Source organism: Albidovulum salinarum, assembly GCF_025673475.1.
Lineage (GTDB): Bacteria > Pseudomonadota > Alphaproteobacteria > Rhodobacterales > Rhodobacteraceae > Albidovulum > Albidovulum salinarum.
In genome coordinates, this window is record NZ_JAOVQO010000008.1 from 22,941 (window position 1) to 44,136 (window position 21,196).

Annotated in this window: 19 protein-coding genes; 11 read left to right on the forward strand and 8 right to left on the reverse strand. The window is 69.8% G+C overall.

All coding sequences use genetic code 11. The features are described from left to right. Positions 1-52 precede the first annotated feature (52 nt). Positions 53-1,018, reverse strand: coding sequence for an N-acetyl-D-Glu racemase DgcA (gene dgcA / locus OEZ60_RS09615; protein WP_263335451.1), 966 nt, complete (start codon positions 1,016-1,018; stop codon positions 53-55). A 255-nt stretch (positions 1,019-1,273) separates the two neighbouring features. Here dgcA and OEZ60_RS09620 point away from each other — a divergent pair, with 255 nt between their 5' ends. Further along, positions 1,274-2,230, forward strand: a complete 957-nt coding sequence (locus tag OEZ60_RS09620; RefSeq protein WP_263335452.1) for an L-malyl-CoA/beta-methylmalyl-CoA lyase — start codon at positions 1,274-1,276, stop codon at positions 2,228-2,230. A gap of 94 nt (positions 2,231-2,324) precedes the next feature. Here OEZ60_RS09620 and OEZ60_RS09625 read toward each other — a convergent pair whose 3' ends face one another. Next, a complete protein-coding gene (locus OEZ60_RS09625; RefSeq protein ID WP_263335453.1) occupies positions 2,325-3,539 on the reverse strand; it encodes an MFS transporter in 1,215 nt (404 codons plus the stop codon). Between the two features lie 112 nt (positions 3,540-3,651). On the opposite strand from OEZ60_RS09625, the gene OEZ60_RS09630 reads away from it, so the two are divergent. Both OEZ60_RS09630 and OEZ60_RS09635 read left to right on the forward strand, forming a co-directional pair. Then, positions 3,652-4,611: an acetyl-CoA carboxylase carboxyltransferase subunit alpha gene (locus OEZ60_RS09630; protein ID WP_263335454.1), complete on the forward strand. Its 960-nt coding sequence runs from the start codon at positions 3,652-3,654 to the stop codon at positions 4,609-4,611. 88 nt (positions 4,612-4,699) lie between these two features. Continuing rightward, positions 4,700-5,266: a helix-turn-helix transcriptional regulator gene (locus tag OEZ60_RS09635; RefSeq protein WP_263335455.1), complete on the forward strand. Its 567-nt coding sequence runs from the start codon at positions 4,700-4,702 to the stop codon at positions 5,264-5,266. A gap of 18 nt (positions 5,267-5,284) precedes the next feature. Here OEZ60_RS09635 and OEZ60_RS09640 read toward each other — a convergent pair whose 3' ends face one another. Genes OEZ60_RS09640 through OEZ60_RS09650 form a run of 3 tightly spaced genes read right to left on the reverse strand, consistent with a single transcriptional unit; the run spans position 5,285 to position 7,592 of the window. Then, positions 5,285-6,022, reverse strand: coding sequence for a lysophospholipid acyltransferase family protein (locus OEZ60_RS09640; RefSeq protein WP_263335456.1), 738 nt, complete (start codon positions 6,020-6,022; stop codon positions 5,285-5,287). Next, positions 6,019-6,921, reverse strand: coding sequence for a cell division protein FtsX (locus OEZ60_RS09645; protein WP_263335457.1), 903 nt, complete (start codon positions 6,919-6,921; stop codon positions 6,019-6,021). The genes OEZ60_RS09640 and OEZ60_RS09645 overlap by 4 nt, the downstream gene beginning before the upstream one ends. Continuing rightward, a complete protein-coding gene (locus tag OEZ60_RS09650; RefSeq protein WP_263335749.1) occupies positions 6,921-7,592 on the reverse strand; it encodes a cell division ATP-binding protein FtsE in 672 nt (223 codons plus the stop codon). Before OEZ60_RS09650 ends, OEZ60_RS09645 begins: the two co-directional genes overlap by 1 nt. 168 nt (positions 7,593-7,760) lie before the next feature. Here OEZ60_RS09650 and OEZ60_RS09655 point away from each other — a divergent pair, with 168 nt between their 5' ends. After that, positions 7,761-8,789 (forward strand): zinc-ribbon domain-containing protein, encoded by a 1,029-nt coding sequence (locus OEZ60_RS09655; protein WP_263335458.1) that lies wholly within the window; start codon positions 7,761-7,763, stop codon positions 8,787-8,789. Between the two features lie 32 nt (positions 8,790-8,821). Here OEZ60_RS09655 and OEZ60_RS09660 read toward each other — a convergent pair whose 3' ends face one another. Together OEZ60_RS09660 and lysA are read right to left on the reverse strand one after the other, a co-directional pair. Then, the gene (locus OEZ60_RS09660; RefSeq protein ID WP_411709794.1) at positions 8,822-11,404 is read right to left on the reverse strand and encodes a TIGR02302 family protein; all 2,583 of its coding nucleotides are present in this window, start codon (positions 11,402-11,404) and stop codon (positions 8,822-8,824) included. A 46-nt stretch (positions 11,405-11,450) separates the two neighbouring features. Next, on the reverse strand, positions 11,451-12,716 hold the full coding sequence (gene lysA, locus OEZ60_RS09665) for a diaminopimelate decarboxylase (protein WP_263335459.1): 1,266 nt from the start codon (positions 12,714-12,716) through the stop codon (positions 11,451-11,453). 309 nt (positions 12,717-13,025) lie between these two features. Between lysA and OEZ60_RS09670 the strand changes: the two genes are divergently transcribed. From OEZ60_RS09670 to OEZ60_RS09685, 4 genes are read left to right on the forward strand one after another with little or no spacing between them, the layout of a single operon-like run. After that, the gene (locus OEZ60_RS09670; RefSeq protein WP_263335460.1) at positions 13,026-13,670 is read left to right on the forward strand and encodes a CerR family C-terminal domain-containing protein; all 645 of its coding nucleotides are present in this window, start codon (positions 13,026-13,028) and stop codon (positions 13,668-13,670) included. Continuing rightward, positions 13,667-14,620, forward strand: coding sequence for an HlyD family secretion protein (locus tag OEZ60_RS09675; protein ID WP_263335461.1), 954 nt, complete (start codon positions 13,667-13,669; stop codon positions 14,618-14,620). The genes OEZ60_RS09670 and OEZ60_RS09675 overlap by 4 nt, the downstream gene beginning before the upstream one ends. Further along, positions 14,617-15,543 carry an ABC transporter ATP-binding protein gene (locus tag OEZ60_RS09680; RefSeq protein ID WP_263335462.1) on the forward strand — a complete coding sequence of 309 codons (927 nt, stop codon included), beginning with the start codon at positions 14,617-14,619 and terminating at the stop codon, positions 15,541-15,543. Before OEZ60_RS09675 ends, OEZ60_RS09680 begins: the two co-directional genes overlap by 4 nt. Then, positions 15,540-16,676, forward strand: a complete 1,137-nt coding sequence (locus tag OEZ60_RS09685) for an ABC transporter permease (RefSeq protein WP_263335463.1) — start codon at positions 15,540-15,542, stop codon at positions 16,674-16,676. The genes OEZ60_RS09680 and OEZ60_RS09685 overlap by 4 nt, the downstream gene beginning before the upstream one ends. A gap of 175 nt (positions 16,677-16,851) precedes the next feature. Here OEZ60_RS09685 and OEZ60_RS09690 read toward each other — a convergent pair whose 3' ends face one another. Next, positions 16,852-17,796, reverse strand: coding sequence for an L-threonylcarbamoyladenylate synthase (locus OEZ60_RS09690; RefSeq protein WP_263335464.1), 945 nt, complete (start codon positions 17,794-17,796; stop codon positions 16,852-16,854). A 129-nt stretch (positions 17,797-17,925) separates the two neighbouring features. Between OEZ60_RS09690 and OEZ60_RS09695 the strand changes: the two genes are divergently transcribed. Genes OEZ60_RS09695 through OEZ60_RS09705 form a run of 3 tightly spaced genes read left to right on the forward strand, consistent with a single transcriptional unit; the run spans position 17,926 to position 21,124 of the window. Further along, on the forward strand, positions 17,926-19,617 hold the full coding sequence (locus tag OEZ60_RS09695; RefSeq protein WP_263335465.1) for an acyl-CoA dehydrogenase: 1,692 nt from the start codon (positions 17,926-17,928) through the stop codon (positions 19,615-19,617). Next, entirely contained in the window at positions 19,614-20,675 is a 1,062-nt protein-coding gene (locus OEZ60_RS09700; RefSeq protein ID WP_411709795.1) for an MBL fold metallo-hydrolase, read from the forward strand. The genes OEZ60_RS09695 and OEZ60_RS09700 overlap by 4 nt, the downstream gene beginning before the upstream one ends. Continuing rightward, positions 20,672-21,124 carry a DUF6173 family protein gene (locus OEZ60_RS09705; protein ID WP_263335755.1) on the forward strand — a complete coding sequence of 151 codons (453 nt, stop codon included), beginning with the start codon at positions 20,672-20,674 and terminating at the stop codon, positions 21,122-21,124. The genes OEZ60_RS09700 and OEZ60_RS09705 overlap by 4 nt, the downstream gene beginning before the upstream one ends. Positions 21,125-21,196: the final 72 nt, after the last annotated feature.

Genomic DNA, 21,196 nt, shown 5'->3' on the forward strand with positions numbered 1-21,196 from the left:
CGGCAGGCGCCCGCCGGTCACACAACCAAGCGGTGCCCGGTCTGCCCCCGCCTCAGCCCCAGAGCGCCGCGACCGGCGGCCGGAGAACGGAGCCCGCGTAGTCCAGCCCCGGCGCGCGGTCCCGCGCGAGCAGGAGCGGCCCGTCGAGATCGACGAACTCCGCCCCTTCCGCCACCACCGCCGCCGGCGCCATGGCAAGCGAGGAGCCGACCATGCAGCCGACCATGATCCCGAACCCCGCCGCCCGCGCCGCGTCCCGGAGCGCCAGCGCCTCGGTCAGCCCGCCGGTCTTGTCGAGCTTGATGTTCACCACGTCGTAGCGGCCCGCCAGCGCCGCGAGCGTGGCGCGGTCGTGGCAGCTCTCGTCGGCGCAGACCGGTACCGGCCGGGCGATCTCGGCGAGCATCGCGTCATCGCCCGCAGGCAGCGGCTGTTCGACCAGCACCACCCCGAGCCGGACGAGATGCGGCGCGAGCTCCGCATAAAGTTCCGCCGTCCAGCCCTCGTTGGCATCGACGATGATCCGGGCCGCCGGCGCGCCCGCCCGGACCGCCTCGAGCCGCGCCATGTCGCCCTCGCCGCCGAGCTTGATCTTCAGGACCGGCCGCTGCGCGGCCCGCGCCGCCGCCGCCCGCATCCGCTCCGGCGTGTCGAGCGACAGCGTGAAGGCGGTGACCATCGCCCCCGGCGCCGCGCATCCCGCGAGTTCCCAGACCCGCCGGCCCGCGCGTTTCGCCTCCCAGTCCCAAAGCGCGCAATCGACCGCGTTGCGCGCCGCGCCGGGCGGCAGCGCCTGCTGCAGCGCCGCCCGCTCGATGCCCTCGGGCAGGGCGGCGATCTGGTCCGCCACGCTCGCGATGCTCTCGCCGTAGCGGGCATAGGGCACGCATTCGCCGCGCCCGGTCACACCGTCGCGGGCGACGGTCGCGGTCAGTACCCGCGCCTCGGTCTTCGAGCCGCGCGAGATGGTGAAGACCTCCGCCAGCGGGAAGCTGTCCTCGGTCAGGGTGAGCGTCATCGGCGGTCTCCGGAACCTCCCCGGACGGTTCCGGGCCCCCCGGTGTCGCGCCGCCCCGGCCCGCCGTCAAGCCGGTCCGGCAGCGGCGCGTGTCGGTACGGCATCTGTAAGCAGGCGGTACGCGGGGCATACGGACATCTCCCCTTTGGCGTCGCCCGAATTTCTGCACCTGCAAAAGGATGCTTGCGCGGCGCGGCGCAATATTCTATCCGAACGTGGAGACTTCACGAAACTTCCTTGCCGAAGGATTTGCCGATGAGCTTCCGCCTCCAACCCGCCGCCCCTGCCCGCCCGAACCGCTGCCAGCTCTTCGGCCCCGGCTCGCGTCCGGCGATCTTCGAGAAGATGGCGGGCTCCGCGGCCGACGTCATCAACCTCGACCTCGAGGATTCGGTCGCCCCCGACGACAAGCCCGAAGCGCGGAAGAACATCATCCAGGCGATCGGCGACGTGGACTGGGGCAACAAGTATCTCAGCGTCCGGATCAACGGTCTCGACACGCCCTACTGGTACCGCGACGTCGTTGATCTTCTTGAACAATCCGGCGACCGGCTCGACCAGATCATGATCCCCAAGGTGGGCTGCGCCGCCGATGTCTACGCGGTCGATGCGCTTGTGACGGCGATCGAGGCGGCAAAAGGCCGCAAGAAGCGTATCTCCCTGGAAGTCATCATCGAATCGGCCGCTGGCATCGCCCATGTCGAGGCGATCGCGGCGTCCTCGCCGCGGCTTCAGGCGATGAGCCTCGGCGCGGCCGACTTCGCCGCCTCGATGGGGATGCAGACCACCGGGATCGGCGGCACGCAGGAGAATTACTACATGGTCCGCGAGGGCCAGAAGCACTGGTCCGACCCCTGGCACTGGGCCCAGGCCGCAATCGTCGCGGCCTGCCGCACCCACGGCGTGTTGCCGGTGGACGGCCCCTTCGGCGACTTCTCCGACGACGAGGGCTTCCGCGCCCAGGCGCGGCGCTCGGCGACGCTCGGCATGGTCGGGAAATGGGCGATCCACCCCAAGCAGGTGGCGCTCTGCAACGAGGTCTTCACGCCGTCGGAGGCCCAGGTGACCGAGGCGCGCGAGATCCTCGCCGCGATGGAAAAGGCCAAGTCCGAGGGCGCCGGGGCGACCGTCTACAAGGGCCGGCTGGTCGACATCGCCTCGATCAAGCAGGCCGAGGTAATCGTGCGTCAGGCCGAGATGATCGCCGGCTGAGGAATGGGGGGCTTTCCGCCCCCTCTTGGCCTCGCGGCCAATTCACCCCCGAGGATACTTGCGGCAAGATGAAGGGCAGGCCGTTGTCGCTCCTTCAGGCGCGCGCGGAGAGCCGCGGGCGCGCGCGGGAGAAGATCCAAGCGACGATGGCGAGGTTCACGAGGTTCCAGCCGATGCCGTTGACGAAGGCCATCCGGTAGGAACCGGTAAGGTCGTAGATCCAGCCCGACATCCAGCCGCCCAAGGCCATGCCGACGAGGGTCGCCATCATCACGAAGCCGACCCGCGCGCCGGCTTCCTTCGCGGGGAGGTATTCCCGCACGATGACCGCGTAGGAGGGCACGATGCCGCCCTGCGACAGCCCGAAGACGAGGCTGACGACGTATAGCGATGTCAGGCCCGCCGAAGGCAGGTAGAGGACCAGTGCCACAGCCTGCAGCACCGAGCCGATCAGGAGCGTGCGTACGCCGCCGAGCATGTCGGCAAGTAGCCCCGAAACGAGCCGCGAGGCGACGCCGCCGAGGAGCATCAGCGACAGCATCTCGGCCCCGATCGCGGCGCCAAAACCGAGATCGACGCAATAGGCGACGATATGGACCTGCGGCATCGACATCGCCACGCAGCAGCCGACGCCCGCAAGCGCCAGAAGCCATTGCAGCGCCCTCGGCGAGAGCCCGGTGGTCGCGGCGCGATCGGCGGCGATGCGGGTCGTGTGGTCTGCCATGTCCTCGGGCAGGCGGCGCCGGAGCAGGAGCGCGAGCGGGATCACCACGGCGAGCGTCAGCAGCGACAGCACAAGGTAGACTGCGCGCCAGCCCTGCGACTCCAGCAGGCCGGCGAGAGCCACCGGCCAGATCGCCCCAGACAGGTAGTTGCTGCTCGCCACGAACGCGACGGCGATGCCGCGGCGCTTGAGGAACCATTGCGAGACATCGGCGATCAGCGGTCCGAAGCTCGCCGCTGAGCCGAAGCCGATGATAAAATGCACCGCCGAGAGCGCAGCGACCGAGCCGCTCGCCGCGGCCAGCGCGTAGCCCGCCGCGATCAGCAGCGCCGACGCGACCAGCGCGGCGCTCATGCCGAAACGGTCGACCGCGCGGCCGATCTGGTAGTTCCCGAGCGCAAAACCCGCCATCGTCAGCGTATAGGGCAGCGCGGCGGCGGCCCGGTCGGTGCCGAACTCCGCCTGGACCGCCGGCATGACGAGGATCACCGCCCACATGCCGACATTGCCGACCACGCCCGCCAGCAGCGCGATGGCGAGGCGGGTCCAGGAGGCGCTGCTGTCGAGGGCGATCGGGACGGACATGACGCGCGCGACGCTAAGGCCGGACCCAGGGCTTGTCCACGCGGGAACGCATGGAGTTGCATAAGCCGGCGCCTGTCGGCATATAGACCGCTGACCCTTGAGAGAGAGCGCCATGAACTACCTCGAATTCGAAAAGCCCCTGGCCGAGATCGAAGGCAAGGCCGAAGAGCTTCGGGCGCTCGCCCGCAAGAACGAGGGAATGGACGTCTCCAAGGAGGCCGCCGCGCTCGACAAGAAGTCGGCAGACATGCTGAAAGATCTCTACAAGAACCTCGATCCCTGGCGCAAATGCCAGGTCGCGCGCCATCCCGACCGGCCACATTGCAAGGACTACATCGACACGCTCTTCACCGAGTTCACGACCCTCGCCGGCGACCGTAATTTCGCTGACGACCACGCGGTGATGGGTGGTCTCGCCCGCTTCGACGACCAGCCGGTGGTGGTGATCGGGCAGGAGAAGGGCTCCGACACCAAGACCCGGATCGAGCGCAACTTCGGCATGGCCCGGCCCGAGGGCTATCGCAAGGCGATCCGCCTGATGGACCTCGCCGACCGTTTCCGGCTACCGGTGATCACGCTCGTCGACACGCCCGGCGCCTATCCCGGCAAGGGCGCGGAGGAGCGCGGCCAGTCCGAGGCGATCGCGCGTTCGACCCAGAAATGTCTGGAGATCGGCGTGCCGCTGATCTCGGTGGTGATCGGCGAGGGCGGTTCGGGCGGGGCGGTGGCCTTCGCCACGGCGAACCGGGTCGCGATGCTCGAGCATTCGATCTATTCGGTGATCACGCCCGAGGGCTGCGCCTCGATCCTGTGGAAGGACGCCGAGCGGATGCGCGAGGCGGCGAATGCGCTGCGGCTGACCGCCCAGGATCTCCTGAAGCTCGGCGTGATCGACCGGATCATTCCCGAGCCGCTCGGCGGCGCCCAGCGCCAGCGCGACGAGGCGATCCGGAGCGTCGGCACCGCGATCGGCGGGATGCTCAAGGAGCTCAGCGACAAGAAGCCGGCGGAGCTTGTCAAAGACCGGCGCGACAAGTTTCTCAACATGGGCTCGAAGGGGCTTACCGCCTGAGGCGCGGTACGCGCACTCGCCCAAAGGGGCAATAGGTCCGGCCCCGAAACCGTGCTAGAATCCAAGGCTCTGAGCGGAGGAGGAAGCCATGCGCCGTCCGATCCTGTTTGCCTGCCTTGCCGGTGCGCTCTACGCGGCGCTGTTCACCGTGGAGCACATACGGACTCCCGACCCGTTCGATCCGGTGACGCTGGCGGCCGATATCGCCGAGCTGCTCCTGCTGATCGGCGCGGTGGTGTTCACCGCCAACATGCTGGTCGAATCCCGTGACATGCGGCGCGAACGCGCGGCGCTGATGGAGGGGCTGGTGCACGCCCGGCGCGACAGCGAGCACTGGCGCAAGACAGCGCGGGCCCATGTCGAAGGATTGTCGCGCGCCATCTCCACGCAGTTCCGCGCATGGGAACTGACCTCGGCCGAGGCCGATGTCGCGGGGCTCATGCTCAAGGGATTGTCGCACAAGGAGATCGCGGCTCTGCGCGACAGTACCGTCGCCACCGTCCGCCAGCACGCGGCGAGCGTTTACCGCAAGTCGAACCTCACCAACCGCACCCAGCTCATCGCATTCTTCCTCGAAGACCTGCTGATGCCCGACATCGGTGCCGACGGCACCCCCTCGAACGTGTCGGTTCTTCGCCAATCAAGCCGCGACTGACCTGACGGAAGCCGCCCCTCAACCGTGGGGCGAAGGGAATCCGACCTCGGCCATGATCCGGTTCGAGGCGTCCTCGATCTCGGGCTCGATCCGGCCCATGAACTCCTCGACCGACAGGCCCGCCGGGATCCGCGGCAGGAACTCGACCACCGCGAGGCCGGGTTTGCGCAGGAGGCCGTGGCGCGGCCAGAAGACGCCGACATTGGTGGCCGCGGGCACGCAGTCCTGACCGAGCTGCGAATAAAGGACGCCGACCCCGACCTTGTAGGGCTTGACCGCGCCGGCGGCGACGCGGGTGCCCTGGGGATAGATGATGAGCTGGCCGGGCCAGGCGGTGCCGGCCTGCACCGCGGCGACCATCATCTTGATCGCCTTGCCGCGCTTGCCGCGATCGACCGGGATGCAGCCGAGCTTCTTGGCGTACCAGCCGACGATCGGCGCCCAGAGCAGTTCCTTCTTCATGATGAACTTCGGCCGCGGCAGCACCGAGCACATCAGGATGATGTCGAAGAAGCTCTGGTGCTTGGCGCCGATCAGCACCTCGTCCGAGGGCACCTCGCCGCGGATTTCCGACTTGAGCCCGACCAGCACGGCGGCCGAGACGCGGACCCAGCGGCAATAGGCGTGGACCGCGTCGAAGACCGCCTCGCGGCGCAGCATCACGAACGGGGTCCAGAAGAGCGCGTAGAGCGCCATCGCGAGGTACATCTGGACGATGAAGATCACCGACAGAAGGTATTGCAGCGCCAGCCTCATTGCACCTCCCGAAGCATCCGGAACGCCGCGGCGCGCGTCGCCCAGAAGGCCACGATAGCCGCCACGAGCGGAATTGCCAGCGGCCAGAGCCACTGGGCACCCGAGAAGCCGAGCCCGGTCAGGAACCCGCCCGCTTCGGATGCCGCCGGCAGGAGCGCCACTGCCGCCATGCCCGGCAGCGTGCCGGCGAGGGCCCCGAAGAAGGCGCGCAAGGTGAAGCGGCGCACGAAGGCGCGGCCGATGTAGGCGTCGCGCGCCCCGATCAGCCGCAGCACCCGGATCACCTGCCGGTTCGCGGCGAGCGCGGCCTGTGCGGCGAGTGTCACCATTGCCGCCAGCGCCGCGCCGGTCAGGCCGAGCGCCAGGAAGCCCAGCGCCCGGATCCACCCCGCCGCCTCCACCAGCGGCTTCCGCCAGCGCATGTGGTCATCGAGCGTCGCGCCGGGAGCCTCCGCCTTGAGCCGCAGCGACAGTCCCTCGGCGTCGAAACCACTCGCCGTCTCGGTCACCTCGATGAGCTGCGGGATGGGCAGGCTCTCGACCGGCAGGTCGGGGCCGAACCACGGCGCGAGCAGCGCCCGCGTCTCGGCCGGTTCGATGGCGCGCGCGGACGCGATGCCGGGCGTCGCGGCGAGGATGTCGAGCACCTGTTTCGTTTGCGCCTCCAATTGCGCCTGCGGCGCCGAGATCCGCACCGTGGCGGTTTGCGACAGCGCGCCCGACCAGCGCTCCGACAGCCGTCCGGTGGCGAGCGTCAGCGCCAGCGCGAAGACCGCGAGCAGCGCCATCGCCGCGGCGGCAAGCACGGTCAGCCAGGCCGCGGAGCCCGAGGGGGGAACCACCTGGGCGGAACGGGAGTCGCCGGTCAGGAGCGCCGCGACGCGGTTGAGACGATCCATCACAGCTCGGCCCCCGCCAGCAGCAACCGCCGGTCCTTGATCCTCAGGACGCGGGCCGAGACCTGCGCCTTGGCGGCGCGTATCAGGTTGAGATCATGGGTCGCGACGACGATCGTCTTTCCCATCCGGTTCAACTCCACCAGCAGCGCCAGGAGACGCAGCGACATCTCCCAGTCGAGATTGCCGGTCGGCTCATCGGCGAGCAGCACGTCGGGCGACATGATCACCGCTCGGGCGAGCGCCGCACGCTGGCGCTCGCCGCCCGAAAGCGCGGGCGGCAAGCTCTTGAGCCGCCCGGTCAGCCCGACCCAGGCGATGAGCTCGCGCAGTTCGGTCGGGTCGGCGTCGCGGCCCGAAACCGTCAGCGGCAGGGCGACATTGTCCGCAATCGGCAGATGGTCGAGGAACTGGCAGTCCTGATGGACGACGCCGACCCTCTGGCGCAGGCGGGCGATGTCGTCGCGCGACATCGCGTCGAGCTCCTGGCCGAAGAGCGCGATCCGCCCGGCGACCGGCGCCAGCTCGCCGTAGCACAGCTTTAGGAAGGTGGACTTGCCCGCGCCCGAGGGGCCGGTGAGAAAGTGGAACGACCCCGGCGCGAGGCTCAGCGTGACCTCCGACAGGAGCGGTCCGCCGCCATATCCATGTGCCACGTTCTCGAATTCGATCACGGCCTGCCCCTGTTCGCTCATGGCAGTTGCGCCATGACCCGCATCTGATTTTCCGTTCCGCACCACTTAGGCTTGGACGATTTGCGGTTGCTTGCTACAACAGGCTCATAACAATGGCCAGAACGGCGTTTGGCGGGAAGTACGGCGGGTGAAACGGGTAGGATCGACATGCGGCTGACGTGCCCCAGTTGCGGCGCTCAATACGAAGTGGACGAGAGCGCCATCCCTGAATCGGGGCGTGACGTCCAATGCTCGAATTGCGGTCATGCGTGGTTTCAGGTCTCGGCCGCGCGGCTGAGAGCCGAAGCGGCGAGTCAGGCCGCGCCCGCGGCGCCGCGCGCCGAAAGCCCGGCCGCGCAGGAGCCCGTCGCCGAACCGGTCGCGGAGACCGAAGAGAGCCCTGCCCTTGCGGCAGATGATGAACCCTACGATGCCGGAGCCGAGGCGGAAACGCCGTCCTCCGACTATCCGACCGACGACGCGGGGCCGGACACGGCACCCGTTCCCGCGGATTCGGATCGCGAGACGGAGCTTGTCAGGGCAGCATTGGCCGGAACGGCGGCTGGCGAAGCCGATCGCGCTCCGATGGACGACACCCCGGAGCCAACGGCCGAGGAAGCCGAGGAATCGCCGGCGATGCGCATGGCCGCCGATCGGCGGCGCATTCTCGACGACGCGGTCCGCAACGTCCTGCGCGAGGAAGCCGAACGAGAGGAAATTGCGCGGCAGGCCGAGGGATCGGCGGCCGAGCCCCAACCCGCCTCCGCTTCCGCCGCCCCGCCGCGAATCGAGGAAACCGCCGAGCGGATGGCGCGTATGCGCGGCGACGACGACGAATCCGACGACGAGGCGCTCGTCTCGCGTGCGTCGCGGCGCGAGCTCCTGCCGGATATCGAGGCGATCAACTCGACGCTCCGCGCCACATCCGAGCGCGGCGACGAACCGGCCTCGATCGACGCGCCCGAGACGCTGCGGCGGCGCCGCTCCGGCTTCCGGCTCGGGTTCTCCACGGCGCTCCTTGCCGCTCTTCTGCTGCTGTCGCTCTATGTCGCTGCGCCACCCCTGGCGAAAAGCGTGCCGGCGCTGGAGCCGGCACTTACGGGCTATGTCACCAGCGTCGATTCCGCGCGGGTCTGGCTCGACACGCGGATCCGGTCATTGACCGAGTCCCTGAAGGGGAAAACGGAAGGCAGCTGACCCCCGGCCCTAGCTGATCCGGCGATGGCGGATCAGAACCGGTCGAGCAGGCGTTTCAAGTAATCGAGCTCTTCGGTCGGGCGGGTCTGGTCTCCCGAACGGCGGCGGATCTCGTCGAGCAGGTCGCGCGCGCGGCGGTAGACATCGGTGCCCTGCAGCATGTTCTCGTCGGTACCGATCCGTCCCGACTGCCCGGCCATCCGGCCGAGGGGATCGCGCGGCATCTGCTGGTTCGCATCGCCGAACGCCTCGCCCTGATTGCCGGGCTGCCCCGGCTGGTTCTGCGCCAGCGCCTCGCCGAGATTGCGCAGGCCCTCGCGCAGGTTCTCGATCGCCTCGGCCTGGCGGTCGATCGCCTCGGGCAGATCGTCGCGCCGCAGCGCCTCCTCCGCCCCCTCCATCGCGCGCCCGGCCTCTTCGAGGGCGCGGCGCGCCGCCTCGCGCTCGTCCGAGGGTGAGCCGGGCAAGTTTCCCTCCTGCTGGCGCAGGGTGTCGCGCAGGGAGCGCTGGCGCTCGGCAAGACTGCGCTCGCCGCTCAGGCCCTCGCCGGTCCCGTCGGGCGTCTGGCCGTCCTGGCCCTGCTGCGCCTGGCCTTCGCCCGGCTGACCGTTCTGACCCTGCTGGCCTTGCTGACCCTGCTGGTCGCCGAATTGCTGTTGCAGATCGCGGAACGCCTCGTCCGACAGGCCCTGCTGGTCGCGGAGCGTCTGGCGCAGATCCTCCATCGCCTGGCCGCCCGGCCCCTGCTGGCCCTCGCCGTTCTGGCCCTCGGTCACGCGCAGGTTCTCCATCATCCGGCTGAGCTGGTCGAGCAACTCCTGCGCTTCGGCCATCCGGCCTTCCTCCATCAGCCGCTGGATCTCGTCCATCATCTGCTGAAGCTGGTCGCCGGTGATCTGCTGGTTGTTCTGGGCCTGCTGGCTCGGCTCGTCCGCGCCCTGCCTCTCCATGTTTTCGGCCAGCTTGCGGATATAGTCGTTCGTCGCCTGCCGGAGCTCGTCCATCAGGCGCTGGATTTCCTCGGGCGAGGCGCCGCGGCGGATCGCCTCCGAGAGCCGTTCCTGGGCCTGGTGCATCCGTTCGAGCGCGTCCGCCAGCCCGCCGTCCTCGATCAGCTCGGCGATCTCCCAGAGCGCCTCGGCAAGCTCGTCGCGCATGGCCTCGCTGAGCGGCCCCTGGACAAGCGCCGCATCGAGCCGGCGCATCGCGACACGGATCATCAGGTAGGCGCGCTCGTTGCGCAGGAGGCCTTCGGGGCGGTGGGTCAACGCATGCAGGACCTGGCTGACGCGGCGGGCGTTGTCGCGGGTCCACAGGAGGTCGCGGCGGAGCTCGATCATCGCGGCCGCGACCGGGTCGAAGAAGCGGCGGCCCGGCAGCACCAGCGCCTCGGTCTCGCTCGTGCCGGTCTGGTCGCGGCCATCGACGACCTCGAAGGTCATGTTCACCGGCAGGTTGGCCCACGCATGCTTGGAGGCATCCTCGACCAGCGCCTCGGCGAATTCTGCGCGGCTTCCGGTGATCGGCATCGGCAGGTCGTAGATCAGCACCTCGCGCGGCTCGGGATCGGGGCCGAGCCCGTGGCGTCGCTCGACCGCGCCGAGGTCGAGCTCGATCAACGCGCGCCCCGCCGCAACGGCGTAATCGTCGCTCGCCGTGAAGGGCTGCGACATCGTGCCGTCGGCCTCGCGCATGACCTTGCCGGTGATCGCCACCGTGGGCGGGGCATCCGGCAGCACCGTCAGCCGCCATTCACGCCCGCCCGTGCCGGTGATCGCGAGGCGGCCGCTTTGCACCGCCTCGAAGTCGATCGCGCGGACACTCGCGGTATCGACCGGCGCCTCGCCATCTTCCGGCAGCGGCGCGCGGCCCGAGACGGTTTCCTCGACGCCGAGATCACTGACCGCGCCGTAAAGCCGCAGCGTGACGCGGCTGCCTTCCGGCAACTCGATCGTGCCCGCGTCGATGGTGTTGAGATAGAGGCTCGGCCGCCCGGTATAGGCCGGCGGCTCGACCCAGGCTTCCCACGAGGGGCCGCCGGCGGCCATCGCCTCGCCGCCCGGCGCGGCGAGCCCCGGCACCTCGGCGATCCGCCAGAGCGACCCGAAGAGGAGCGCCGCGACGAAGGCGGTGAGCGCGGCGTAACGCAAGGCAAAGGGATCGCGGGCGGCGACGCGCAGGTCCGGCGCGGTCGCGCGGGCAGTGGCGGCGCGGCCGGCCATGCGGGCGATGTGGGCGCGCCAGACGGTGCGCGACCCGTCATCCTCTGTGCCGAGCGCCAGAGCATCGCCAAGCGCCGCGATCGGGCGCCCGGGCAGGGTCAGGTCGAGCCGCGCCAGCGCCTCGGCGCGGGTGGGCCAGCGGAACCTCAGGATGCCGCGCAGCAGCGCCCAGCCGAGCCCGCCGAGCGCGATCACGCCGCCGATCCACAAAGCCTCGACCGGCAGCGTCTCGTGCAGGCCGAACGCAAGGGCGGCGATGAGCGCGAAGAGGATGGTCCAGACCGGCCAGAAGCCGCGGGTGATGCGTTCGGCCACCATTCCGGCCCGCGTCAGGCGCACGGGCCATCTGAGGTGCCTCAGCACCGCGTGCGGAAGGGGCTTGATCCTGGTCACACCGGCCGCCGGTCTCCGTTCCGCCCCGACCGCGCGAACATGCGCGTCAGAGCCACGAAGGGAGAGTATCGCGGTTTATCATCTCGTCATAGGTCGGACGGGCGCGAATTACGGCGAATTGATCCCCGTTCACCAGAACCTCGGGAATGAGCGGGCGCATGTTGTATTCCGAGGCCATCGCCGCACCATAGGCGCCGGCAGACCGGAAGGCGATGAGGTCGCCGGCCTTCAAGGGCGGCAGCGGGCGCTGCTTGGCGAAGGTGTCGCCGGTCTCGCAGACCGGGCCGACGATGTCGTAGGGCTGGGTCTCGGTGCCGGGCGCGGGCTCGATCACCGGAACGATATCGTGATGCGCGCCGTACATCGAGGGCCGCACGAGATCGTTCATCGCCGCGTCGACGATGAGGAAATCGCGCTCCTCGCCGGACTTCACGTAGATCACCTCGCTGACCAGGAGCCCGGCGTTGCCGGAGATGAGCCTCCCCGGCTCGATCTCGATCTCGCAGCCGAGATCGCCAACGGTGCGCTTGATCACCGCGCCGTAGTCGAGAGGCAACGGCGGCGCCGCGTTCGACCTCTCATAGGGAATGCCAAGGCCGCCGCCGAGGTCGAGCCGGCGGATGTCGTGGCCATCGGCACGGAGCAGCTTCGTCAGCTCGGCGACCTTGAGATAGGCCTGCTCGAACGGCTCCAGGTCGACAAGCTGGCTGCCGATATGGACGTCGATGCCGACCACCTCGATCCCCTTAAGCGCCGCCGCCTCGGCATAGACCGCGCGGGCGCGGCTGATCGGGATGCCGAACTTGTTTTCCTTCTTGCCGGTGGCGATCTTCTCGTGCGTCTTCGCGTCGACATCCGGGTTGACCCGGATCGTGATCGGGGCGCAGAGGCCGAGCGAGACCGCGACCTCGTTCAGGGCCAGAAGCTCCGGCTCGCTCTCGACGTTGAACTGGCGGATGCCGCCTTCGAGCGCGGTCCGCATGTCGGCCCGCGTCTTGCCAACGCCGGAAAAGACGATGCGTTCGCCGGGCACGCCGGCGGCCTTCGCCTTGAGATACTCGCCGATCGAGACGACATCCATCCCGGCGCCGAGCCCGGCAAGCGTGCGGATCACCGCAAGGTTGGCGTTCGACTTCATCGCGAAGCAGACGAGATGCGGCAGCGGCGACAGCGCCTCCTCGAAGAGCTTGTAGTGCCTTGTCAGCGTCGCGGTCGAATAGACGTAGAACGGCGTGCCGACCGCGGCCGCGATCTCGGCGATCGCCACGTCCTCGGCATGAAGCGCGCCGTCGCGATAGAGGAAATGGTCCATGTCAGAAGCGCCTTACGCTGCGTCCATCCGTTCGCGCCGATGTAGATCATCGCGGGGGGCAAGGAAAGCCATTCTCCGGCGAAGGCCGGGGTCGGTGGATCGGCATTGCGGTTGCTGGGGGCAGAGCGACGAAAGCCGGGCAGCGCCCGACTGCCCCCGGGCGGGCGCTGCCCGGCGGCGCGCGTCCCGCGCGCCTTGATTCCGGGCGTACGGATCCTTCGACAATGTAGCTTCAATCGCTCACTATATTTTCGGTTGAATTTAATCAAACGATTGATTAAATTCTTTCCGCAGCCACCCGGTGCCCCCATGACCGACACCACCAAAGCTCCCGAAGGCACCGCCGCCGACCTCCTCGCGGCCGCCCTGCACCTTTTCGGCCACAAGGGTTTCGCCGCGACCTCGACGCGCGAGATCGCCGCGCGGGCGGGCACCAACGTCGCCTCGATCGCCTATCACTTCGGCTCCAAGGAGGGCCTCCGGACCGCCTGCGGCGCCGAGGTGGCGCGCCGCATCGGCACCGTCATCACCACCGCAACTTCGGCCACACCGGGCAGCGCCGATCAGGCCGCCCGGCAGATGGAGGCGATCCTGCGCACCATGGTCGGTTTCGTCGCCGGCGCGCGCGAGGCCGAGGACGTCATCGCCTTCATGCTGCGCGAGGTGGCCGAGGAAGGCGCGGTGCTCGACGCCGTCTACGGCGCGATGATCGAGCCGATGCACCGCCGCTTCTGCGCGCTCTGGGCCGCCGCCACGGGGCGCGAGGCCGAAGGCGAGGCCACGCGGCTCATGGTCTTCTCGCTGGTGGGCCAGGTCCTCTATTTCCGCATCGGCCGCCCCGTCGTCACCCGCCGCATGGGCTGGGAGCGGCTCGGCCCGGCCGAAGCCGCGCGGATCGGCGACCTTCTCGCCGCCAACCTTCATTCGCTCATCGCAAGGGAGCGCCTGCCATGACTGCCTTCATCTGCACCGTGCCGCTCCTCTCCGCGCTCTTCACCGTCTGCGCGCCGCCGCCACCCTTCGCCACCGGCTATGTCGAGGGCGAATACGTCCTGATCGCCCCGGTGGCGACCGCGCAGATCGAGGCCTTGAACGTTGCCCGCGGCGACCGGGTCGAGGCCGGCGCGGTCCTGGCGGAGATGGAGCGTCGCGACGCCGAGATCGCGCTGGCCGAGGCGCGGGCGGCGCTGGCGCAGGCGGAAAGCCAGCTCGCCAACCTGCGCGAGGGCCGCCGGCCGGAGGAGATCCGCGTCATCGAGGCCACACTCGCCTCGGCCCGGGCGCAGGAGGAGGAGGCCGATCGCGCGGCCGACCGGCTCCGGAACCTCGCGCAGCGCGGTGCGGCCACCGCGACGCAGGCCGATGACGCAGCGACCGCGGCGACCGTCGCTCGCGCCCGCGTGGCCGAGGCCGAGGCCAATCTCGCCGTCGCCCGACTGCCGGCCCGCCCGCAGGAGATCGCCGCCGCCGAGGCCGCGGTGAAGGGGGCGACGGCGGCACGGGCGCGGGCCGAATGGAACCTCTCGAAACGCCGGCTCATTGCGCCCGCGGCGGGCACGGTCTTCGACGTGATCCGGACGCCGGGCGAGCTTGCCGGCCCCTCGGCGCCGGTCCTCTCCATGCTGCCTGACGGCGCGGTCAAGCTTCGCCTATACGTCCCCGAGGCGCAGATCGCGGCGATCAGCCAGGGCTCCACGCTCGCGGTCAATTGCGACGGTTGCGCGCCCGGCCTCAGCGCCAACGTCACCTTCATCTCCGACGCGCCGGAGTTCACCCCGCCGGTGATCTACTCGCTCGAGAACCGCCAGAAGCTCGTCTACCTGATCGAGGCCACGCCCGAGGACGCGCCCGGCCTGAAGCCGGGCCAGATCGTCGACGTCCGCCTGCCCGGAGCCGAAGGGTGAACGGCGAAGCCGCCATCGAGGTCCGCGGCCTGACCAAGCGTTACGGCGGGCGGGCGGTCGTGGACGACGTCTCGCTCACCGTCCGGAAGGGCGAGATCGCGGGCTTCCTCGGCCCCAACGGCTCGGGCAAGACGACGACGATCCGGCTCATGTGCGGGCTCCTGACGCCCGATGCCGGCGAGGGCCATGTCCTCGGCCACGACATCCGCCGCGCCGGGCGGGCGATCAAGCGCGAGGTCGGCTACATGACCCAGCGGTTCTCCTTCTACGAGGACCTGACGATCGAGGAGAACCTCAACTTCGTCGCCGGTCTCTACGGTCTCAAGCCGGCGCGGAAGCACGTCGCCGACACGCTCGCCGGTCTTGGCCTCACCGCGCGCCGCCACCAACTGGCGGGGGCGCTGTCGGGCGGCTGGAAGCAGCGCCTGGCGCTCGCGGCCTGCATCATGCACGCCCCGAAACTCCTGATGCTCGACGAGCCCACGGCCGGGGTCGACCCGAAGGCGCGGCGCGAGTTCTGGGACGAGATCCACCGGCTCGCCGCCGACGGGCTCACGGTGCTGGTTTCGACCCACTACATGGACGAGGCCGAACGCTGCCACCGGATCAACTACATCTCCGCCGGCCGGCTCGTCGCCAAGGGAACGGTCGCCGAGGTGGTGCGTGATGCCGGCCTGACGACCGTGGTGCTCGAGGGCGAGGCCCTGGCCGAAGCGGCGCGGCGGCTTCGCGGCGCGGATGGCGTCGATCAGGTCGCGCCCTTCGGCGCGACGCTGCACGTCGTCGGCCGCGACGGCGCGTCCTTGCGCGCCTCCGCCGAACGGGTCGCGGCGGAGACCGGCAGCCGGATGAGCGCGGCCGAGACGAGCCTCGAGGACGTCTTCATCCAGCTCATGGGCGATGCGAAGGATACCGGTCGATGAGCCGCTACTTCTCCCTCGGCCGGCTGATCGCGCTCCTTGCCAAGGAGGTGATCCAGATGCGGCGCGACCGGATCACCTTCGCGATGATGCTGGGCATTCCCCTGATCCAGCTCGTGCTCTTCGGCTTCGCAATCAATTCCGACCCGAAGGGACTGCCCGCGGCGCTGGTGGCGCCGACGCAGGACCGCTACACCCGGGCGATGGTCACGGCGCTGGAACTCACCGGCTATTACCGCTTCACCCATCCCGCCGCCTCCGCCGCCGAGGCTGAGGCGCTGATCACACGGGGCGACGTCGCCTTCGTCGTCACCGTTCCCTCGGATTTCGGCCGCCGGGTCGCGCGCGGCGACCATCCGCAGATCCTGATCGAGGCCGACGCCACCGATCCCTCGGTCGCCTCCGGCGCGATCTCCACCCTCGGCACGGTCGCGGCCGAAGCGCTTTTGCGCGAGAGCGGCGGCGAGGCCGCCGCCGCCGAGGCCTCGGCCGCCGGAATCGAGGTCGTCGTGCACGAACGCTACAACCCCGAGGGCATCACCCAGTACAACATCGTGCCAGGTCTCCTCGGCGTGATCCTGCAGATGACGATGGTGATGATGACCTCGATGGCGCTGACGCGCGAGATCGAGCGCGGGACGATGGAGAACCTCCTGTCGATGCCGGCGACGCCCCTGGAGATCATGCTCGGCAAGGTGCTGCCCTATCTCGGGGTGGGCGCGGTGCAGGTCACGGTCGTCCTCGTCGCGGCGAAGCTCATCTTCGACGTACCCTTCGTCGGGGCGCTGCCGCTTCTTCTTTTGGGTGTCTTCGTCTTCGTCGCCGCGCTGGTGATCCTCGGCTACCTCATCTCCACCGCCTCGCGGACGCAGATGCAGGCGATGCAGCTCACGTTCTTCTTCTTCCTGCCGTCACTGCTGCTCTCGGGCTTCATGTTCCCATATCGCGGCATGCCAGAGTGGGCGCAGGTCCTGGGCGAGATCTTCCCGCTCACGCATTTCCTGCGGCTCATCCGCGCGGTGATGCTGAAAGGGGCAGACCATGCCGGCGTCGCGCAACCGATGGCGGCGCTCGTCCTCTTCGTCCTCGGCCTCTCGGCACTGGCGCTGATGCGGTTCCGCCGGACGCTCGACTAGACACCGACCCGGCCGGAGACCAACGCACCGGGATCCAGCGCCTCCCCTCCCCCTCGTGGGGAGGGGATGGGGGTGGGGCGCGCCACCTCCCTCTCCCTCCCCCACGAGAGGTGAGGGTAGCGCCAAACCTCAACTAGCCCGCCCGGATCCGGTCATGGATCGAACCGCGGAGCCACTACCCCCGCGGCGCGGCGGCGCGGCGCAGGCGGTCGTTGATCGCGCGCCCGAGCCCCTTTTCCGGCACCGGCGAGACCGCGATTGTGCCCTTTGCCCGCGCATCCGCCTGGCGCAGGTAGTGAAAGAGGTTCGCCGCCGCCTCGACCAGATCGCCATTCGGCGAAAGGTTCAGATCGGCCGCCGCCGCCTCGGGCCCGAAACCGAGCCAGAACTCTCCCGGCTCCGGCCGCGTCACTTCGAGCCGCACCCGCGCCGAAGGTGCATAATGCGAAGCGAGCTGACCCGGCGCAGAGGGCTTTGCGGCGTCCCCCCCGGTTGCCAGCGGGCGCCCGAGGCAGGCCTCCAGCGCCTCGGCCGGGATGCCGCCCGGGCGCAGGATCACCGGCTCGCCCACCAATCCGAGAATCGTCGATTCGAGCCCGACTTCGCAGGCGCCGCCATCGACCACGGCGGCGATCCGGCCCTGAAGCCCCGCCATCACATGCTCCGCCCGCGTCGGGCTGACCCGGCCCGAGGGGTTGGCCGAGGGCGCCGCGACCGGCCAGCTGAAGGCGCGGAGAAGCTGTTGCGCCACCGGATGCGCCGGCACCCTGATCGCGACCGAGGGCAGGTCTGCAGTGACGAGCGGCGAGAGCCGCGCCGAGGGGCGGAGCGGCACGACCAGCGTCAACGGCCCCGGCCAGAAGGCCGAGGCGACGCGCTCGGCCCGGTCGTCGAAGACCCCGACCGCGCGGGCGGCGTCGAGATCGGGCAGATGTACGATCAACGGATTGAAGCGCGGCCGCCCCTTGGCCTCGAAGATCCGCGCCACCGCGATGTCTGAGCGCGCATCGCCACCGAGCCCGTAGACCGTCTCGGTCGGAAAGGCGACCAGCTCCTCGGCTTTCAGGAAGCGCGCGGCGCGGGCAAGTCCGTCGGGCGTCGGGGCAAGGATCTCTGTCACGGCCTCTCGCGCCTTTCGTGACGCAGCGTTCAGGTTGAAGGGGGCTGACGTTGCGGCAATCATGCGCCCCGAACCAAGGACATACGCGCCGCGGCCGGACTTGCCAAGCCGCGGGATCAGGAGTGCCCCATGCCCTACCGCTCGCCCGTAACCGATATCCGCTTCATCCTCGACCATGTCGTGCTGCTGGCGCCCATCGCCGCCACCGACCGCTTCGGCGAGTCGACGGGCGATCTTGCCGAGGCAATCCTGACCGAGGCGGCGAAGCTTTGCGACACCGCCCTCGCCCCGGTGCAGCGGGCGGGCGATCTGACCCCGGCGCGGCTTGAAAACGGCGTGGTCAGGACCTCTCCGGGCTATGCCGAAGCCTACGCGGCGATCCGCGACGGCGGCTGGGTCTCTGTGTCCGCGCCCGCGGAGCATGGCGGCATGGACCTGCCGCAGACGCTCAACATGGCGATCCATGACATGATGTCGGGGGCCTGCCTCTCGCTGCAGCTCCTGCCCTTGATGACCCAAGGCCAGATCGAGGCGCTCGACCACCATGCGAGCGATGCGCTCAAGGCGCTCTATCTGCCGAAGCTCGTCTCCGGCGAATGGGCCGGCACGATGAACCTGACCGAGGCACAGGCGGGCAGCGATGTCGGCGCGCTCCGGACTAGGGCCGAGCCGAACGGCGACGGCACCTATGCGATCACCGGGCAGAAGATCTTCATCTCCTGGGGCGACAACGACTTCACGGGCAATGTCTGCCACCTCGTCCTCGCCCGCCTGCCCGGCGCGGTCGCGGGCACCAAGGGGATCAGCCTTTTCCTCGTGCCGAAGTTCCTCCCCGACGCCGACGGCCAACCCGGCGCGGCGAACGCCGTCAAGGTCGTCAGCCTCGAACACAAGATGGGGCTTCACGGCTCGCCGACCTGCGTCATGGCCTACGAGGGCGCGACCGGCTGGCTTGTCGGTCAGGAGCACCGGGGCATGGCCGCGATGTTCACGATGATGAACAATGCCCGGCTCGGCGTCGCGATGCAGGGGATCGGCGTCGCCGAGGCCGCCTGTCAGGCGGCGACCGAATATGCGGCCGAACGCCAGCAGTTCGGACCGATCATCGGCCATGCCGACGTGCGCCGGATGCTCGGCGAGATGCGCGCCGACACCTTCGCCGCGCGCTCGATCGCGCTTGCCTGCGCGCAGGCGATCGACATGGGCACCGCGACCGGCGAGGCGGACTGGGCCGCGCGGGCCGCGTTCCTTACCCCGATCGCCAAGGCCTTCGGCACCGCGACCGGGATCCGCGTCGCGGAGACCGCGATGCAGGTACACGGCGGCATGGGCTTCATCGAGGAGACCGGCGTGGCGCAATTCTACCGCGACGTCCGCGTGACCGCGATCTACGAGGGCACGAACGGCATCCAGGCGATGGACCTCGTCGGCCGCAAGCTCGCCGATGGCGGCGAGGCGGCCTTCCGGCTGCTCGAGGAGATCGAGGCCGGCGCCGAGGCCGCCCGCGGCGATCAGCCCGACCTTGCCGGCGCGGTCTGGGCGGCGGCCGAGACCCTTCGGGAGGCGACCGAGTGGATGGTCGGGCGCGAGGGCGCCGACCGCAATGCCGGCGCGACCGCCTATCTCGAGGCCTTCGCCCGCGTGCTCGGCGCGCATTACCACCTGAAGGCGGCAATGGCCGAGGGCGGGACCGGTCCGCGCGCGGCGCTCGCCCGGTTCTACATTGGCCGCCGCCTGCCGCTCTACGCCGCGCATCTCGCCGCGGCGCGCGACGGCGCCGAGGCGGTCCTTGCGCTGACACCAGAGGCGCTGTCCTCGTGACCGCGATTCCCGCCATCGCGACGGACGGTATCCGCTATCCCTTCGACCGCGCGCCCGCGACCGGTGAGGCGGTCGAGGTGGCCGAAGGCGTCCTCTGGCTGCGGCTGCCGCTGCCGATGGCGCTCGATCACGTCAACATCTACGCGCTCGACGACGGCGACGGCTGGACGCTGGTCGATACCGGGCTCGACACCCGCCGCACCCGCGCGGCGATGGAGGCGGCGCTGGCCGGTCCGCTGAAGGGCAAGCCAGTCCGCCGGGTCGTGGTGACGCATTACCACCCCGACCATGTCGGCCTCGCCGGCTGGTTCCAGGCGCGGGGGGCGGAGCTTCTGACCACCCGCACTTCGTGGCTCTTCGCGCGGATGCTGACGCTCGACGAACATCCCGTCCCGGTGGCCGAGACGCTCGATTTCTGGCGCGGGGCCGGGATGGCACCCGATCTCTTCGCGGCGCGCGCCGCCGAGCGGCCGTTCAACTTCTGCGACGTCGTCGCGCCCTTGCCGCTCGGCTATACCCGGATTGCCGAGCGCCAGCGGCTCAGGATGGGAGGGCGCGACTGGACTGTCCGCATCGGCCACGGCCATGCGCCCGACCACGCCACCTTCTGGGAGGTGGGCGGCAATCTCGTCATCGGCGGCGACCAGCTCCTGCCGTCGATCTCGGCCAATCTCGGCGTCTACGCCTCCGAACCAGGCGCCGACCCGGTCGCCGAGTGGATCGCGAGTTGCGAGGCCTTCCGCCCCCATGCCCGCGCGGGCCAGCTCGTCCTGCCCGGCCACAAGCTGCCCTTCACCGGCCTGCCCACACGGCTCATCCAGATGATCGAGAATCATACCGGCGCGCTTGCCCGGCTGCAGGCGCATCTGACGACGCCGCGCACCGCCGCCGAATGCTTCGCGCCGCTCTTCAAGCGCCCCATCGGCGAGGGCGAATACGGGCTCGCTCTGGTTGAAGCGGTCGCGCATCTGAACCATCTTCTCCATGCGGGCCTTGCGGTGCGCGCGAAACGCGAAGACGGAGCCTGGCTGTGGCAGACCACGAACCCACCGACATGATCCATACCTCGGCCGAGGTCCACGAAGCCTCCGCCCTTCCCTGCGCGCGGGTCGTGCACACCGCGCCGGACGCGCCGAAGACCGCGGAGCTGGAACCCCTGCCCCAAAGCGTCGCCGCCCAGCCGATCGAGGAGAAGAGCCCGGCGCAATGGGCCTATGAGCGGCTGATCCTCTACATAAAAAATTTCGAGGCCCAGCTCGACAACGAGCACGAGGTGGCGATGGGCTTCACCGGCGGCGATGCCGGGGTGCTCCGGATCGAGGGGATCGGCTATTTCGACCCCGACATCGTGACCTTCTATGGCCGCGACGACGACGGCGGCCGCAACCAGCTGATCCAGCATGTGAGCCAACTCAACGTGATGCTGCGGGCCCTGCCCAAGGCGCCCGAGGTCGAGGAGCCACGCCGGATCGGCTTCCGCCTCGCCGCCGATCTCGACCGCAATTGACATCGCCTGCGACCGTGCCGCCGCGGTCGCCTCGAAGCGGGCCATGTTGTGCCGGCGGGGCGTGACAGGCCG

Excerpts from the sequence above, each read along its gene's own strand:
- dgcA (WP_263335451.1), bottom strand. The coding sequence starts at position 1,018 with ATGACGCTCACCCTGACCGAGGACAGCTTCCCGCTGGCGGAGGTCTTC.
- OEZ60_RS09620 (WP_263335452.1), top strand. The coding sequence starts at position 1,274 with ATGAGCTTCCGCCTCCAACCCGCCGCCCCTGCCCGCCCGAACCGCTGC.
- OEZ60_RS09625 (WP_263335453.1), bottom strand. The coding sequence starts at position 3,539 with ATGTCCGTCCCGATCGCCCTCGACAGCAGCGCCTCCTGGACCCGCCTC.
- OEZ60_RS09630 (WP_263335454.1), top strand. The coding sequence starts at position 3,652 with ATGAACTACCTCGAATTCGAAAAGCCCCTGGCCGAGATCGAAGGCAAG.
- OEZ60_RS09635 (WP_263335455.1), top strand. The coding sequence starts at position 4,700 with ATGCGCCGTCCGATCCTGTTTGCCTGCCTTGCCGGTGCGCTCTACGCG.
- OEZ60_RS09640 (WP_263335456.1), bottom strand. The coding sequence starts at position 6,022 with ATGAGGCTGGCGCTGCAATACCTTCTGTCGGTGATCTTCATCGTCCAG.
- OEZ60_RS09645 (WP_263335457.1), bottom strand. The coding sequence starts at position 6,921 with ATGGATCGTCTCAACCGCGTCGCGGCGCTCCTGACCGGCGACTCCCGT.
- OEZ60_RS09655 (WP_263335458.1), top strand. The coding sequence starts at position 7,761 with ATGCGGCTGACGTGCCCCAGTTGCGGCGCTCAATACGAAGTGGACGAG.
- lysA (WP_263335459.1), bottom strand. The coding sequence starts at position 12,716 with ATGGACCATTTCCTCTATCGCGACGGCGCGCTTCATGCCGAGGACGTG.
- OEZ60_RS09670 (WP_263335460.1), top strand. The coding sequence starts at position 13,026 with ATGACCGACACCACCAAAGCTCCCGAAGGCACCGCCGCCGACCTCCTC.
- OEZ60_RS09675 (WP_263335461.1), top strand. The coding sequence starts at position 13,667 with ATGACTGCCTTCATCTGCACCGTGCCGCTCCTCTCCGCGCTCTTCACC.
- OEZ60_RS09685 (WP_263335463.1), top strand. The coding sequence starts at position 15,540 with ATGAGCCGCTACTTCTCCCTCGGCCGGCTGATCGCGCTCCTTGCCAAG.
- OEZ60_RS09695 (WP_263335465.1), top strand. The coding sequence starts at position 17,926 with ATGCCCTACCGCTCGCCCGTAACCGATATCCGCTTCATCCTCGACCAT.
- OEZ60_RS09705 (WP_263335755.1), top strand. The coding sequence starts at position 20,672 with ATGATCCATACCTCGGCCGAGGTCCACGAAGCCTCCGCCCTTCCCTGC.